The organism is Kitasatospora sp. NPDC096128 (genome assembly GCF_040303105.1).
In the GTDB taxonomy this organism is placed as follows: Bacteria; Actinomycetota; Actinomycetes; order Streptomycetales; family Streptomycetaceae; genus Kitasatospora.
This window is the reverse complement of record NZ_JBEOSP010000026.1, coordinates 66,665-79,368: the sequence shown is the minus strand read 5'-3', so window position 1 is coordinate 79,368 and position 12,704 is coordinate 66,665. Positions and strand designations below refer to the sequence as shown.

The following is a 12,704-nucleotide window of genomic DNA, read 5'->3' as shown; positions in this document are numbered from 1 at the left end:
TGCGGGTGGGCAGTGTCCGTGTGGTTGCCGGTTTGGACATGCCGGAAATCGCAGGTATGGGCGACGTGTCAGGCGCGGCCTTCCCGGGACCGAACGCCACATGGGACTGGTGTCCGCGGTGCGAGTCGAGTCCGGCCGGGTGCAGTGACCGGGCGGCGGTGGCCTTCTGCCGAGTGCGGCGGTGGGTCGGCAGAAGTCGGTGTCCGGCTGACCGACCGGGCCGGTCAACCGAACACCAGGGCCGGTCAGTCGGCCTCGGAACGCGGAGGGTTCTGTTCGTCGGCCTGCTCTTCGCGGAGCTTTCGCATCAGCTCGGTGAGGCGGGTACTGCCGAGCGGAAGGCCGGCGTCGCGTACGGCCTGCTCGACGATCGCGCGGGTGAGACGGCCCTCGGCGGCGACCGCCGCGCGGCCCACCTCCAGCAGCCGCTCCATCGGCGCGCCCGGCGGACGCCCGATCGGCTTGTTCTCAGCCCGGGCGACACCTCCGGCGGCTTCGGCCTGGGGGTCCGGGTCATCGGCCGGTCGGTCGTCGGCTTCTGCCGGTTCGGAGTCGGGCAGCGCGTCGCGCCACTCTGCGGGCAGAAGTCCGGCGGCGGACAGGAGTGCCAGGAGCGCGTTCTCGTCGCTGCGGTCCTCCACCCGTTCCTGCCGGAACTCCGGTACAGGGTCGGCGGTCACCGGGTCGGCAGAAGCCTCGGTGCGCGGAAGGGCGCTCTGCTCAGCGGGAGCGCTCGCGGTGTCGTGCCCGTGGCGGGCGATGAGGATGTAGAGGTGGACGGCGCCGCCGAGGGCGAGCGGGGCGAGGGTGGACAGGACACCGACGACCGTGTCGGTGAGCCTCAGCCCGCTGCCGGTGGTGGGCAGTTCGTTGAGGCGGACGGCGTGCAGGGCGTTGGCCCAGACGCTGGTGGCGGTCGCTCCGGCGAAGAGCGTCCAGGCGTAGGCGCGGGCGGGCCAGCGGGCCTCGCGCAGGACGAGCAGGGCCCGGACGCCGTAAGCGATGAAGCCGTCGACGATGATCGGGAACAGGTAGGTGAGCGGGCCGCGCACGTGGGTCGCACCGGCCATCTGCCGCAGCGCGTCGTAGGAGAGGACGAAGCCGAGGACGCCGAGCAGACCGACGGCGAGCCGGTCCCAGATGGTGGCCCGAGCAGGCGGGGTGTGGGCAGGGGGTATTGCGGCGGTGGTCAAGGGTGTTGCTCCAGGGGTGGCCTCGCCGCAGGCGGGCATGGCGAAGCGGCGAGGCGAGGGGCGGGGTGAAGTTCGGGGAAGGCCGGCGCGCTGACCGGGCGGCGCTGAGCGCCAGCGCCGGTCAGGCGACGCGTAGCCTGCGGCGGTCGGCGCCGGTGAGGATGGCGCGTTCGCACATCTCGGCGAGGCGCGAGGCGGTGCGGTCGCCGAGGGCGTTCTTGACCTCGCCGGGCGCCAGGTTGGTGGTGAAGATCGTCGGGAGCAGGTGTTCGTAGCGGTGGTCGACCAGCCGCAAGGTCAGCTCCTCGGTCCACTCGGACGCCTTGGCGGCGCCGAGGTCGTCGAGGACCAGCAGCGGGCAGGCCATCAGCTCGCGCATCTCCCGCTCGGTGTCGGTGCCCTGGCGGGGCCGCTGGGAGGCGTACAGCTCGGTGGCGGTGAGCTTGGTCCAGCGCAGACGAACCCCGGCCTTCAGCAGGCTGCGGATCGCCCCGTACGCCTGGTGGGTCTTGCCCGAGCCGGTGGGTCCGGCGATCAGGAGCGAGGGCCCCTGGGCGATGCCCGGGGTGCCGCCGGGGCCGGGTCGGCAGGCCAGGGTGACCTGCTGGACCCAGGTGGCGACCTCGGGGTGGTCGGCTTCGGCGAGGCGGTAGCGCGGCGGTATGCGCTGGTCGGCGAGCTCCAGCGCGGTGGAGGGCTGGTCGGTGTCGGGCAGCGGCCGGTCGGGGTCGATGCCCTTGGCGGCCAGCATCCGTTCCAGGCGCAGGACGGCGCCGGAGGCCGGCTGCGGCTCGCGACGCTCGTCCGTGCGACGGGGGTTGGGCAGGCTGGTCACAGGTCCCCCTCGTAGTAGTCGCGGGCGTCGGCCGGGTTGGCGAAGGGCTGGTACGGCGCGCGGGCGGCTCCGTGCCCGGCGCGGGCGGGCCCGGCGGGCTGGGCGTTGATCGCCTCGTGGACCATGCTCGGCAGCACGCTCGGGCTCATCGGCTTCGCCGCGTAGAGCCGCAGTCCGGCGCGGATGTCGTCGTCGCTGGTGCCGCCGTCGAGCAGGCCCTTGATGACCTTGCCGAGGTGCCCCCGCACGTCGCCCGGTACCGGCTTCGGGCAGGTGGCGACGTACTCGGCCAGCAGGTCGCCCGCGTTCACCGACGGCTTGCCGGTGGGCGCCGCGACCAGGACCGGGCCGTCCCGGTGGGGTGCTGCCGACGAGGGTGCTGGGGTGGGCGCGGCGCCGCCGCCCCCTTTAGGGGTAGATCCATGGTCCAAGGTCCATGGTCCAGGCACGACGTTCTCCGGAGTCCTCCGGAGGGATTCCGGAGAAGCCGTCTGACCTGCACTTTTGCTCGGAGCCGCCGCAGCTGGCACCGGCAGGGCCACGGCGGGGGTGGGATCGGGGTCGGCCGAGAAGGGCCGCTGGGCGGGGACGGTCTCCGCGAGGGGCGCGAGCGGTTCCGGAAGGCTCCGGAAGTTCTCCGGAGCCGGGCGCGCACAGCCCTGGCCCTTGGCCTTGCACTTGCCGCACCAGCCCGCGGGCTCGTGGACGGGGCAGGAGGGCAGGCGCGAGGGGGTGGGGTGGGAGATCTTCTGGTGCTCGTGCCACTTGGTGACGTGCAGGTACTGGCGGCCGTCGCAGCCGGTGTACCGGCAGATCAGGCCGGTCTCGGCGAGCTGGCGCAGCTCGTCCTCGGTGTCGAGCGCGGTGTGCTCGGGCCGCAGCGACCACAGGGCGCCGTTGAGGACGGCCGCGTTGTCGCGGTGACGTCCCTCGTCGTCGGCCTGGGTGAGCAGGCAGACGAACGTGCGCTCGGCGGTCAGGGAGACCGAGGCGAGGTCCTCCGAGACGGGGTACTCGGGCTTGATGGTGCGGATGCGCGCCATGGCCTACCACCCCGCCTTCGGGGAGGCGGAGTGCGAGACAAGGCGTGCGCTGGCGGCACGCCGCGTCGTACGCTTGGGCACGGAGATTCCTTCCCCGGTGACATTTCGGACGGCAATCCGGTCGCCGCGGTCGATCGTCGTGGATGGGCGGTTAGGGGATCCGTGGAGGCCCTCGGTGTTGGTAGCACCGAGGGCCTCGGTGTAGCTGGGCAGCCTCTTCGGTGAGGCCGCAGCAGCTCTGGTCAACTGCCAGTCATGCAGAGGGCGTTGATGTGACCATCCGCTTGGCGGCGCGAGCTCGACACTATGTCGAGCCCCCCTCGAAGATCCAACGCGAAGTGGCCCCATCCGCTCACGGCAGACAGGGCGGTCCGCCCCGTGTCGCGAGGCTGCTCGACACGGTCTCCCGGCAGCGCTTGGGCGCGAGCCCGCTCGGCTACGCGCCGGCGCGACGGAAGGCGCCACCGCGCGAAGGTCTGGGGAACTCGGCTTCGGCTTGCAACACAGCAGGCCGGTCTTCCTGTGTCGTCATGGGCTCACCTCGTCCGGCAGGTCGGGAAGTCGGTGCCCCAATCCCTACCACGGACTTGCGGCGACACACAATCGGAGCTAATTTTGCATCCATGACACAGACCGACTGGCCGTCCAAGGTGACAGCCCGCGTCGCCGACGCTCTTCGAGCTCGGCGCAAGGAGCTCGGCCTGAGCGCCCAGGACGTCACCGACGCTTGCGCCGCGCTCGGGTACCCGATCCCGCGCACCGTGATCGCCAACCTCGAGAGCGGCCGGCGGGCGAGTGTCGATGTTGCCGAGCTCCTCGTCCTTGCGGAGGTCCTCGGCGTGCCCCCGATCACCATGCTCTTCCCTCTCGGTACCGCCCCCACCATCGAGGTGCTGCCGGGGCGGGAAGTGTCGATGTGGGACGCAGTGGCCTGGGTGACTGGCGAGTCGCGGGAGGAGGCGATGAAGACGCCCACGCAGACCGTGCTCAACATGTTCCGCGAGCACGGCATCCTCGTCTCGGTCGCGATGCTCAGCCGCGAGCTGGGCGAGGAGAAGCGCCGCGAGGCGGCCCTGGCCAGAGATCCCGAGCACCGAGCGAAGTTCCTCGACACGGTCGCCGAGCTCGACAGGATTCACGCACGAGACATCCAGTCGCTCCGCAACTGGCGTGCTCGCATGCGCGAACTGGAGGTCGTGCCCCCCGCGCTGCCTGATGAATTCGCCTACCTGGAGTCCTCGGAGGCCGCCCAGTAACGAGCCCGTTCCGGGCCGACCGCCCGAGCACCCCTCGGCCGTCGCCGCGCCATTTGGTGCGGCCGGAATCCAGAGCTACTGTCACACCCCACTGCGGCTGCCAACCGCGTGAAACGCCCATCCACGACGATCAACCACGGTGCCGGGTTGCCGCCCACAAACCACCGGGGAAGGAACCGCGTGCTGTCCACGCGTCGCCATGCCGTCGGCCAGACTGCCACTGGCCCGGCGCAGGCCGAGGTCATCCTCGGCCGTCTCGCCGTACCTGCCATGCTTGCCGCCATCGCGGCCCACAGACCGATCTGACGGTCTGTTCACGCTGTAGCCGGTGACCACGTCCCGGTGCCGCCTTCGGGCCGACAGCTTCTTCCCAGTCACCCGCCGCCCCGCACCGGGCCGGTCGGGACTTCTCTTCTGTTCACGGCAGAGGCGTCCAGTCGCCAAACCTTCGCCCCTGCCGGGCCAGATCCCTCCGCACCTGGGCGCTCGCGCGCCCGCCAACTGAAGGGTCCTGTCCCTAGCATGGCACTCTCGATCGTTGCTTCGCCGAAGGTCCCGGCGCCGCCGTCGCTCACCTCCGCCGAAGCCGCCGGCTCGCTCGGCGGTCCGGTCCTCGTCTCCGCACCTGCCGCCGCTCCGGCCGGGGCGGCCGACCCCACGGCCCTGCATGAGCAGCTCCTGCTGACCATCCCGGACGTCATGGCCCAGCTCCAGCTCGGCCGCTCCACCGTCTACGACCTCATCCGCACCCGTCGCCTGCCCTCGGTGACCATCGGCCGCTCCCGCCGCGTCCCGGCCGCTGCCGTCCGGACGTTCGTCGCCGAGCTCGCGGAGGTGGCGGCCTGATGGCCAAGCGCAACCCCAACGGCGCGGGCAGCATCACCCTGCGCAAGGACGGCCGCTACCACGGCCGCGCCTACGTGATCACCACCTCCGGCCTCCGCAAGCGGGTCTCCATCTACGGCAAGACCTGGGACGAGGTCCACAACGCCCTCGTCGAACTGCAGGCCGACGCCATCAACGGCATCCCGCTGCCCGACACCGACTCCAACGTCGCCCAGTACCTCAACTACTGGCTCGCCGAGGAGGTCCTGCCCAACCGCCGGCCCAAGACCTACCAGGGCTACGAGAGCGTGGTCCGCGTCCACCTCATACCCGGCCTCGGCACCAAACGGCTGCGCGACCTGCGCGCCCAGGAGGTCCGGGTGTGGCTGAACCGGGTGCGCGCCGAGTGCCAGTGCTGCAAGGGCGGCTGGGACGCGCAGCGGCCCAAGCCGATCTGCTGTGCTGCAGGCGAGTGCTGCAAGCGGCTGCTGTCCGCGCGGATGATCCAGTCCGTGCACGCCGTGCTCCGCAACGCGCTGGAGCACGCCGTCCGTGAGGAGCTGATCCACAAGAACGTGGCCAAGCTCGTGAAGGTCCCCGCGCCCGACTACCGGATCGGCAAGGGCCTGACCACCGCTCAGGCCAAGCTCGTGCTCAAGGAGCTGAGTGGCCACCGCCTGCACACCCTCTATGTCCTCGCGCTGATGCTCGGCATGCGCCGGGGCGAGCTGCTCGGCCTGCGCTGGAGCTCCGTCGACCTGGAGCGCGGCACCCTCACGGTGAGCACCAACCTCCAGCGGGTCGAAGGCGAGCTGCGACTCGTCCTACCCAAGACGCTGTCCTCCGAGCGGACTCTGCCGCTGCCCGCGCCGGTCCTCGCCGCCCTGGCGGACCACCGGGAGCGTCAGGCCGTCGAGCGGGCCGCCGCCGGCATGGACTGGCAGGAGAACGGCCTCGTCTTCCCGTCCCGGATCGGCACCCCGTACGAGCCGGACAACCTGCGTCGCAGCTGGCATGCGGTCCGCGGGCGCCTCGGCTTGGACGACCTCCGCTTTCACGACCTCCGCCACACGTGCATCACCCTGCTGCTCGACCTCGGCGTGCCCCCGCACATCGTCCGGGAGATCGCCGGCCACAGCGACGTCGGCGTGACCATGAAGGTCTACGCGCACGCCTCCCTCGCCGAGCGTCTCAAGGCCCTGAGCCGCCTCGGGGAGGCGCTCTCCTAGCCTCGGCGCTGACCCGCCGTCATTCGCCCGGTGCCCGGCGAGCCCCGATCCAGTGGGCCTCGCCGGGCACCGGTGTCGTAAGCGGTTGGTAGCTTGCGACCCGCCTCCAGATCGGGGGTCCGCTGTTTCCGAGAGGTGATCCATGGGAGCCAAGACCGGGTTGCTCGTCTATCTGGACGGTGCTGCGTCTGGCCCGCTGCGCCTTCCTGCGGAAGCGGACCGCGAGCGTACGGCGGCTCTGGTCGGCCGCCTGTATCCCGGCTGGGAGGTCGAGGAGGCAGCGGGGTGCGAACTCGGCGATGCAACCCACCCGCCGGCCGGGACTGCGTACGTCGGGAGCTTCCCCGGAGTGGACATCATCTGTGACCGGCACTGGGGGAGCGACTATCCCTCGCGGCTGCCGCAGCATCTGATCGATGCGAGCGCGGGGCGTCGGCTCGTCGTGCACTGGATGCACAGCGTGGTGGACTTCCTGGCCTTCGCGGTCTGGGAGGACGGTCGGTTGGTCCGCTCGCTCAGCCTCTCGCCCGACGGCGGTGTGGTGGAGGACATCGGCGAACGCTTCCCGTTCGAGGCACCGTTCTGGGCCGGGGCGCACGCGGTGGAGTTGGACGAGGCGTGGGGCGCCCAGGACCCGTACCCCTTGCCGTTCCACCCCCTCGAACTCGGGGAGGAGGCGCTTCGCGCCTTCTTCGGCTTTGTGCTGGAGGGCGCGACCGAGCCTGACGACATCGACCCGTACGAGGTGGCACTGCGAGGCTTTCGTCTCACGGCGCCAGGTGGGCCCACGCAGGCGGAGAAGGAGGCCGTGTTGCGGGCAGCCGTCAGCAGGATGGCGCCGCCGCGGATGTTGACCTACGGTCCCGACGGCTCCCTGATTGTGGTCGACCGTCGGTGACCGACATGGGGTTGAGCTGTCAGCCTGTCCCCGTAGCGCGATGAGTGGCTGGATCCGCTCCTGCGTGAGCAGGCGGTCACGCCGAGGTGGTCTCCTCCTCAGTGGGGACGTATCCGCATTGCTCCGGGCTGCACCGTGTCCTGTGGTCCCGGCCCCAGAGGCTGGTGTCGCGTTCGGTGGCGCGGGCGACATGGGCGAGGCGGCGCTGTCTGAAGCGCGGAACGGTCGAGGGCAGGGTGGTGAAGGTCTCGGGGAGCACGGCCAGCATGCTGCTGACCTGCTCGCCGTCGATCATCGTCAGGAGCATGCGGCACTCCCACCAGCGTCGCCCCGCTTCCGGGTCCGGCCAGCAGTAGTCGGCCGGATCAGGAAACAGGTAGTGGGGACCACCGGGCGCGAGATGAGCTTGGAGCCACGGACTGCTCCCGCCGCGGCCGAGCCGCAGGCGCCCGGCTTCCTCGTGGAGGGCGGAGACCGCGTCGGTGTCCAGAGCTTTCAGGACCCTCGCCTCGCGGGGAAGTGGCTGACGACCGGCAGGGGCCTTCACCGGCCAGCCCGCCAGCAGGCCCATGCGCTGGCGGGCGCTGAGCGGGGGGACTCCCTTGCGCGGGATCGGGAGTGGAGACGGGGGAGTCCAGCGGAGTCCGATCTTCTCGATGTGCGAGACGATCCAGGCTCGCTTCTCCGGGCCGGCCGTGTTCCAGAGCCAACTCATCGGCCGTTCCCTCATCGCCCGTTCCCGCCTGCCGTCGGGCTTCCCACGGGTGGGACGCCGAGCGCGCGGCCTGGTGCCCACGGGCAGGTTGTGGCCCAGGTCGGCCAGGAGCCTGATGCGGTCGAGGGTCTCCTCGGATGAGACCTCCTCCGGCAACCGCCGAGCGCGACCGGCCAGGTACCGGATCTCGATGAACGCCTGGATCGCCAGGTGAGCGGCCAAGTCCCGGTCGTCGACCTCCCCCGAACCGGGGCTCCCGATCGTGGGCGTTGACTTCGGCACTGCTGGCAACAGCTGGTCGTCGTGGGCGCCCGTCATATCTGCGAGCTCGTGGATTTCCCGGTCACCGTTGGACCCTCGGGATCGCGGTGGCTGCCGAGCGACTGCTCGGCGAGGAGTTCGGACCGGACCAGCTCAAGCAGGCGACCCATCCAGTTCCGCCCGCGGCCGTCGGCGACGTCCCGCCAGAAGGGTGAGTCCGAGAAGCCGGTGTAGCTGATCGTCGCGTCCCCAGTGGAGAGGAGGACCGTAGCGACCTCGGGGTGCTGGGTGAACTTCGCCCGCAGCAGCCTGCCCATCACCGCGAGCCGCATCGCCGGCCAGTCCGCCCGCTGAACCGATCGGCCGCCCAAGTCCTGTGCTTCCCGCCCGGACGGAGCTTCCTGGATCCGCTGGCGATCGGCGGCGTCGGCAGTCGACAGGGCCCAGTAGCCGTGGAGTACGGAGGGGTAGGTCTCGCCAGCGACGACGATCTGTGTCGGGTAGTCGTTGCGCAGCACGAACAGTCCCAGCACCTCGGGCCAGCCCTGCGGGTAGACGGTCTGGTGGGAGATGACAGCCGCCCGGCCGGGCCCGCTCGGATCGTCGGCGTACTGGACGGCGCGCCTCTCCTGTTCGCGGGCTACGCCTTCGTCCCCGCGGCGGAAGTAGTCCAGCGTCTCCTGGTGCATGTCCGCCGTCACTACCGGGCCATCCCCGTCCACGGCCTCACCCAGGTCGGTGAGAAGGATCCGCAAGGGGCGGTCCTGGAGGTCCATGTCGCCGAGGACATAGATCCGGCGGTGAGGTGGGACTGCCAGGTAGGCGTCCCGCAGCAGTGCGCGGTTCGGCTCGTCGGGCTCCTGCTGGTAGCGGCGGATCGCCTCCCAGCAGCGCTGCCCGGTGCTCGGTCGGCCGTTGAGTTCCTCGATCTTGTCGGCGACCTCGCTCAGAAACCCGTCCGGGGTCAGCGGTTCACTGCGACGGGAGCGCCACTTCGAGGGTTCGTCAGGAAGATCGGGAGCTCCGGGCCGTGTCACGGCGATTCGGCCCGAGGCCAGGAGCTTCTCCAGGCCGGCCAGGTCGGTCCGGTCCTGACACCTGACCGCGCCGTCCGCGAAGACGATCAGGTCGTCGAGGTAGTACTCGGCATCCCATCGACTCCGCTGCCAGACGTGGCAACAGGCCCCGTCGATTCTCTCCCCATCCACCGTTCGATACGTCGGTCCCCGCCACGTCATGGGTGCACGTTACTGCCTTGGTGTCGGGGTGGCGTGTGCTTTCCCGCTCGGCCCTGGGGAAGCTCGACGGGGTGGCTCCCTGTGATCGACATCGCATCGCGCCGGTCACCGGAGTGCCTGTCTCGGCTGCCTGGATCTGCTGCCGTTCGGGCCCGTTGGCGTCAGCGCTGGCGTCAAACGGCATGAAAAAGCCCCCGCAGCGCGATGCGCTCGGAGGCTTTCTGCTGGTCAGGCTATGTGGCCAGGGCCGGGGTCGAACCGGCGACCTTCCGCTTTTCAGGCGGACGCTCGTACCAACTGAGCTACCTGGCCGTACTGCACCGTCTCTTGCGAGACGAGCGATCCCGACGGGACTTGAACCCGCGACCTCCACCTTGACAGGGTGGCGAGCTAACCAACTGCTCCACGGGACCTTGTAGTGGCGAACCACCAAGGTCTTGCGATACTGCACTTTACTACGGCACTGCGTGCCCCCAACGGGATTCGAACCCGTGCTACCGCCTTGAAAGGGCGGCGTCCTGGGCCACTAGACGATGAGGGCTTGTGGTCCGTTCGGCTGTTTCCAGCGTTCCCGGGGACGTCGAGAAGCATATGGGATGCGGGGCGGATCGCCAAAACGGGTTTGGGCCGGGTGGGGGTGGGGGGCTCCGCGGGGGCGGGTGGGGCCTGTCCGTGGGCCCTGCCGGCGGGGCCCACGGCGGCGGGGTCAGGACCAGCCGAGCTCGTCCAGTTCGTGGTCGTCGAAGCCGAAGTGGTGGGCGACCTCGTGGATGACGGTGGTGCGGACCTCGTCGACCACCTGCTCGCGGGTCTCGCAGTGCCGCAGGGTGGGGCCGCGGTAGATCAGGATGCGGTCGGGCAGGACACCGGCGTACCACTCGCCGCGCTCGGTGAGCGGGGTGCCCTCGTAGAGGCCGAGGAGTTCGGGGTCGCCCGGTTCGGGTTCGTCCTCGACGAAGACCGCGACGTTGTCCATCATCGCCGCGAGCTTCGGGGGAATCCGGTCCAGGGCGTCGCTGACCAGCGTCTCGAACTCTTCCCGGGTCATCTCCACCGGATCATTGTCGGGTCTGGGGTGACGGTGTGCCAGGCGGCGGACGGCGGTGTTTGATGGGCCCGTGACGACCTCGGAGAACGCGTTGGACGACACCGCGACGGCGGCACCGGCGCCGCCGCGCCCGCCGGTGCTGCGCGGGCAGGGGCCCGCCGTGGCGGTGGTCGCGGTGGGCGGGGCGATCGGGGCACTGGCGCGGTACGCGGCCGGGCTGGGCTGGGAGACCGGGCCGTCGGCCTTCCCCTGGACGACGCTGCTGATCAACGTGGTCGGCTGCGCGGTGATCGGGGTGTTCCTGGTGGTGGTCACCGAGGGGCGTCCGGCGCATCCGCTGCTGCGGCCGTTCTTCGGCACCGGGGTGCTGGGCGGGTTCACCACCTTCTCGACGTACGCGGTGGACGTCCGCCGGCTGCTGGAGGCCGGGCGGCTCGGGCCCGGCCTGGCGTACCTGGGGCTGACCCTGCTGGGCGCGCTCGGCGCGGTGTGGGCGGCGGCGGTGCTGACCCGGCGGCTGATCCGCCGCGGGGGTGCCCGGTGAGCCGGCTGAGCGGGCCGGCGCTACGGCTGACCGTCCTGGTGGGCGAGAGCGACACCTGGCACCACCGGCCGCTGTACAGCGAGATCGTGCACCGGGCGCGGGCGGCCGGGCTGGCCGGGGCGAGCGTGTTCCGGGGGATCGAGGGCTTCGGCGCCTCCTCGCTGGTGCACACGGCGCGGCTGCTGTCGCTGAGCGAGGACCTGCCGGTGGCGGTGGTGATCGTCGACCGGGAGGAGCGGGTGCGGGGGTTCCTGCCGCAGCTGGAGGAGCTGGTCGCGGAGGGGCTGGTGCTGCTGGACCGCTGCGAGGTCGTCCGGTACGCGGGCCGGGGCACGGAGCCGGGGGCGGGGCCGGACGCGGGGTCGGGGGAGAGCGCGGAGTGAACTGGCTGCTGGTGGTGGCGGGCGCGGTGGTCGGCGCTCCGCTGCGGTACCTGACCGACCGGGCGGTGCAGTCCCGGCACGACTCGGTGTTCCCGTGGGGCACCTTCACGGTGAACGTGGTCGGCTGCCTGGTGCTCGGCCTGCTGACCGGGGCGGTGGCGGCCGGGGCGGCCTCCTCGCACGTCCAGCTGCTGGTCGGCACGGGCTTCTGCGGGGCGCTGACCACCTATTCGACGTTCTCGTACGAGACGCTGCGGCTGGCCGAGTCCGGTGCGGGGCGGTACGCGCTGGCGAACGTGGCCGGGAGCCTGGCGGCGGGGCTGGGCGCGGTCTACGCGGGGGCGGAGCTGGCCTCGGCACTCTGGGGCTGAGCGGGGCCGAGACGGGGCCGGGTGGGGCCGCGGCGGGGCGGAGGCGGGCTTCCGGGACGGCCTCCCGGCGGCGTCCGGGCGGGCTTCCGAGGGGGCGGTCGCCGAGAACTGCGCCACCCGCCCGTGTCCCGCCGCGCCCGGCGCGCGTTGGGCACCGAAAGCGGCCGCGCGGCAGTGGGCGGCCCGGGTGGGGCGATGGAGAGGGAGCTCGGTGGCTTCGGTGCGGGCGGCGCGTTCGGGCGCGGTGGTACGGGCGGCGGCGGTGCTGGCGGTGGCCGGGCTGGGGCTGACCGGGTGCATGTCGGTCGGTCCGGCGGCGGAGGAGAAGCACGGCGTGGCGCCGGTCGGGCAGGCCGGTCCGGCGGGCCGGCCGGGGGCGACGGGCGGCCCCTCGACCGCGGCGGGTAGCGGGCACCCGGGGGGCGCGTCAGGGCGCTCGGAGCACCAGGGGGGCTTGCAGGCCGAGAACGCGCCGGCCGGGGCGACGAGCGCCGCGCCGGGCGAGCTCGCGCCCGGCGCGAACGGCACGGTGGCCGGTGTGGTCCCGGTGCCGGGGGCGGGTGCTCCCGAGGGCGCGCCGGGCGGCAGCGGTGCGTCGGGCGGCGCGAACGTCAGCCCCGCGCCCCATCCGGGCGGCTCCTCGGCGGGCTCCACGGGCACCGGGGAGGGCCGCTCCGGCGGCGGTGCGGCCGGGACCCCGTCGGCCACCCCGAGCGGTCACCCGTCCGGCACCCCCGAACCCGAGCACACCACGCCCGCCGCGACCGTCCCGCCGGGCCCGGAACCCTCCGCCGGCAGCTCCGGATCTTCGGCCCCGAGCCCGCATGCGGGTGCGCATTAGCGATCTGGCCAGGGCATTTGCCTC

Annotated in this window: 14 protein-coding genes and 3 tRNA genes; 8 read left to right on the top strand and 9 right to left on the bottom strand. The window is 71.9% G+C overall.

The annotated features are described in order from the left end of the window. Positions 1 to 245: 245 nt before the first annotated feature. The 3 genes from ABTY61_RS26665 to ABTY61_RS26655 all read right to left on the bottom strand — a co-directional run bounded on the left by ABTY61_RS26665 (position 246) and on the right by ABTY61_RS26655 (position 3,071). The gene (locus ABTY61_RS26665; RefSeq protein ID WP_350507605.1) at positions 246 to 1,193 is read right to left on the bottom strand and encodes a DUF2637 domain-containing protein; all 948 of its coding nucleotides are present in this window, start codon (positions 1,191 to 1,193) and stop codon (positions 246 to 248) included. Between the two features lie 121 nt (positions 1,194 to 1,314). Then, a complete protein-coding gene (locus ABTY61_RS26660) occupies positions 1,315 to 1,944 on the bottom strand; it encodes an ATP-binding protein (protein ID WP_350507646.1) in 630 nt (209 codons plus the stop codon). Between the two features lie 80 nt (positions 1,945 to 2,024). Next, positions 2,025 to 3,071 carry a hypothetical protein gene (locus ABTY61_RS26655; protein ID WP_350507604.1) on the bottom strand — a complete coding sequence of 349 codons (1,047 nt, stop codon included), beginning with the start codon at positions 3,069 to 3,071 and terminating at the stop codon, positions 2,025 to 2,027. A gap of 623 nt (positions 3,072 to 3,694) precedes the next feature. Here ABTY61_RS26655 and ABTY61_RS26650 point away from each other — a divergent pair. From ABTY61_RS26650 to ABTY61_RS26635, 4 genes are all read left to right on the top strand, one after another. After that, a complete protein-coding gene (locus ABTY61_RS26650; protein ID WP_350507603.1) occupies positions 3,695 to 4,327 on the top strand; it encodes a helix-turn-helix domain-containing protein in 633 nt (210 codons plus the stop codon). A 663-nt stretch (positions 4,328 to 4,990) separates the two neighbouring features. Then, positions 4,991 to 5,173 (top strand): helix-turn-helix domain-containing protein, encoded by a 183-nt coding sequence (locus ABTY61_RS26645; RefSeq protein WP_350507645.1) that lies wholly within the window; start codon positions 4,991 to 4,993, stop codon positions 5,171 to 5,173. Further along, entirely contained in the window at positions 5,173 to 6,381 is a 1,209-nt protein-coding gene (locus ABTY61_RS26640) for a tyrosine-type recombinase/integrase (protein ID WP_350507602.1), read from the top strand. Before ABTY61_RS26645 ends, ABTY61_RS26640 begins: the two co-directional genes overlap by 1 nt. Before the next feature lie 142 nt (positions 6,382 to 6,523). Next, on the top strand, positions 6,524 to 7,279 hold the full coding sequence (locus ABTY61_RS26635) for a DUF6928 family protein (protein WP_350507601.1): 756 nt from the start codon (positions 6,524 to 6,526) through the stop codon (positions 7,277 to 7,279). 76 nt (positions 7,280 to 7,355) lie between these two features. Here the strand turns inward: ABTY61_RS26635 and ABTY61_RS26630 are convergent, their stop codons facing one another. The 6 genes from ABTY61_RS26630 to ABTY61_RS26605 all read right to left on the bottom strand — a co-directional run bounded on the left by ABTY61_RS26630 (position 7,356) and on the right by ABTY61_RS26605 (position 10,541). After that, positions 7,356 to 7,994, bottom strand: coding sequence for a hypothetical protein (locus tag ABTY61_RS26630; protein WP_350507600.1), 639 nt, complete (start codon positions 7,992 to 7,994; stop codon positions 7,356 to 7,358). A 314-nt stretch (positions 7,995 to 8,308) separates the two neighbouring features. Continuing rightward, positions 8,309 to 9,493, bottom strand: a complete 1,185-nt coding sequence (locus tag ABTY61_RS26625; RefSeq protein ID WP_350507599.1) for an NADAR family protein — start codon at positions 9,491 to 9,493, stop codon at positions 8,309 to 8,311. 238 nt (positions 9,494 to 9,731) lie between these two features. Beyond that, positions 9,732 to 9,805 (bottom strand) — tRNA-Phe (locus ABTY61_RS26620). Positions 9,806 to 9,832: 27 nt separating this feature from the next. After that, a tRNA-Asp gene (locus ABTY61_RS26615) sits at positions 9,833 to 9,906 on the bottom strand. 55 nt (positions 9,907 to 9,961) lie between these two features. Continuing rightward, positions 9,962 to 10,034: transfer RNA gene (locus ABTY61_RS26610), tRNA-Glu, on the bottom strand. Positions 10,035 to 10,199: 165 nt separating this feature from the next. Next, on the bottom strand, positions 10,200 to 10,541 hold the full coding sequence (locus ABTY61_RS26605; protein WP_350507644.1) for a metallopeptidase family protein: 342 nt from the start codon (positions 10,539 to 10,541) through the stop codon (positions 10,200 to 10,202). Positions 10,542 to 10,611: 70 nt separating this feature from the next. Between ABTY61_RS26605 and crcB (ABTY61_RS26600) the strand changes: the two genes are divergently transcribed. The 4 genes from crcB (ABTY61_RS26600) to ABTY61_RS26585 all read left to right on the top strand — a co-directional run bounded on the left by crcB (ABTY61_RS26600) (position 10,612) and on the right by ABTY61_RS26585 (position 12,680). Beyond that, a complete protein-coding gene (gene crcB / locus ABTY61_RS26600) occupies positions 10,612 to 11,085 on the top strand; it encodes a fluoride efflux transporter CrcB (RefSeq protein WP_350507598.1) in 474 nt (157 codons plus the stop codon). After that, positions 11,082 to 11,468 (top strand): DUF190 domain-containing protein, encoded by a 387-nt coding sequence (locus ABTY61_RS26595; RefSeq protein ID WP_350507597.1) that lies wholly within the window; start codon positions 11,082 to 11,084, stop codon positions 11,466 to 11,468. Before crcB (ABTY61_RS26600) ends, ABTY61_RS26595 begins: the two co-directional genes overlap by 4 nt. Next, complete coding sequence (crcB, locus tag ABTY61_RS26590) at positions 11,465 to 11,839, top strand: fluoride efflux transporter CrcB (RefSeq protein WP_350507596.1); 375 nt, start codon at positions 11,465 to 11,467, stop codon at positions 11,837 to 11,839. The genes ABTY61_RS26595 and crcB (ABTY61_RS26590) overlap by 4 nt, the downstream gene beginning before the upstream one ends. Positions 11,840 to 12,050: 211 nt before the next feature. Then, positions 12,051 to 12,680: a hypothetical protein gene (locus ABTY61_RS26585; RefSeq protein WP_350507595.1), complete on the top strand. Its 630-nt coding sequence runs from the start codon at positions 12,051 to 12,053 to the stop codon at positions 12,678 to 12,680. Positions 12,681 to 12,704: the final 24 nt, after the last annotated feature.

What these genes read in the sequence shown, in the direction of transcription:
- ABTY61_RS26655 (WP_350507604.1), bottom strand. Translation starts at nt 3,071, where the DNA reads ATGGCGCGCATCCGCACCATCAAGCCCGAGTACCCCGTCTCGGAGGAC.
- ABTY61_RS26630 (WP_350507600.1), bottom strand. Translation starts at nt 7,994, where the DNA reads ATGAGTTGGCTCTGGAACACGGCCGGCCCGGAGAAGCGAGCCTGGATC.
- ABTY61_RS26660 (WP_350507646.1), bottom strand. Translation starts at nt 1,944, where the DNA reads ATGCTGGCCGCCAAGGGCATCGACCCCGACCGGCCGCTGCCCGACACC.
- ABTY61_RS26605 (WP_350507644.1), bottom strand. Translation starts at nt 10,541, where the DNA reads ATGACCCGGGAAGAGTTCGAGACGCTGGTCAGCGACGCCCTGGACCGG.
- ABTY61_RS26650 (WP_350507603.1), top strand. Translation starts at nt 3,695, where the DNA reads ATGACACAGACCGACTGGCCGTCCAAGGTGACAGCCCGCGTCGCCGAC.
- ABTY61_RS26625 (WP_350507599.1), bottom strand. Translation starts at nt 9,493, where the DNA reads ATGACGTGGCGGGGACCGACGTATCGAACGGTGGATGGGGAGAGAATC.
- ABTY61_RS26640 (WP_350507602.1), top strand. Translation starts at nt 5,173, where the DNA reads ATGGCCAAGCGCAACCCCAACGGCGCGGGCAGCATCACCCTGCGCAAG.
- ABTY61_RS26635 (WP_350507601.1), top strand. Translation starts at nt 6,524, where the DNA reads ATGGGAGCCAAGACCGGGTTGCTCGTCTATCTGGACGGTGCTGCGTCT.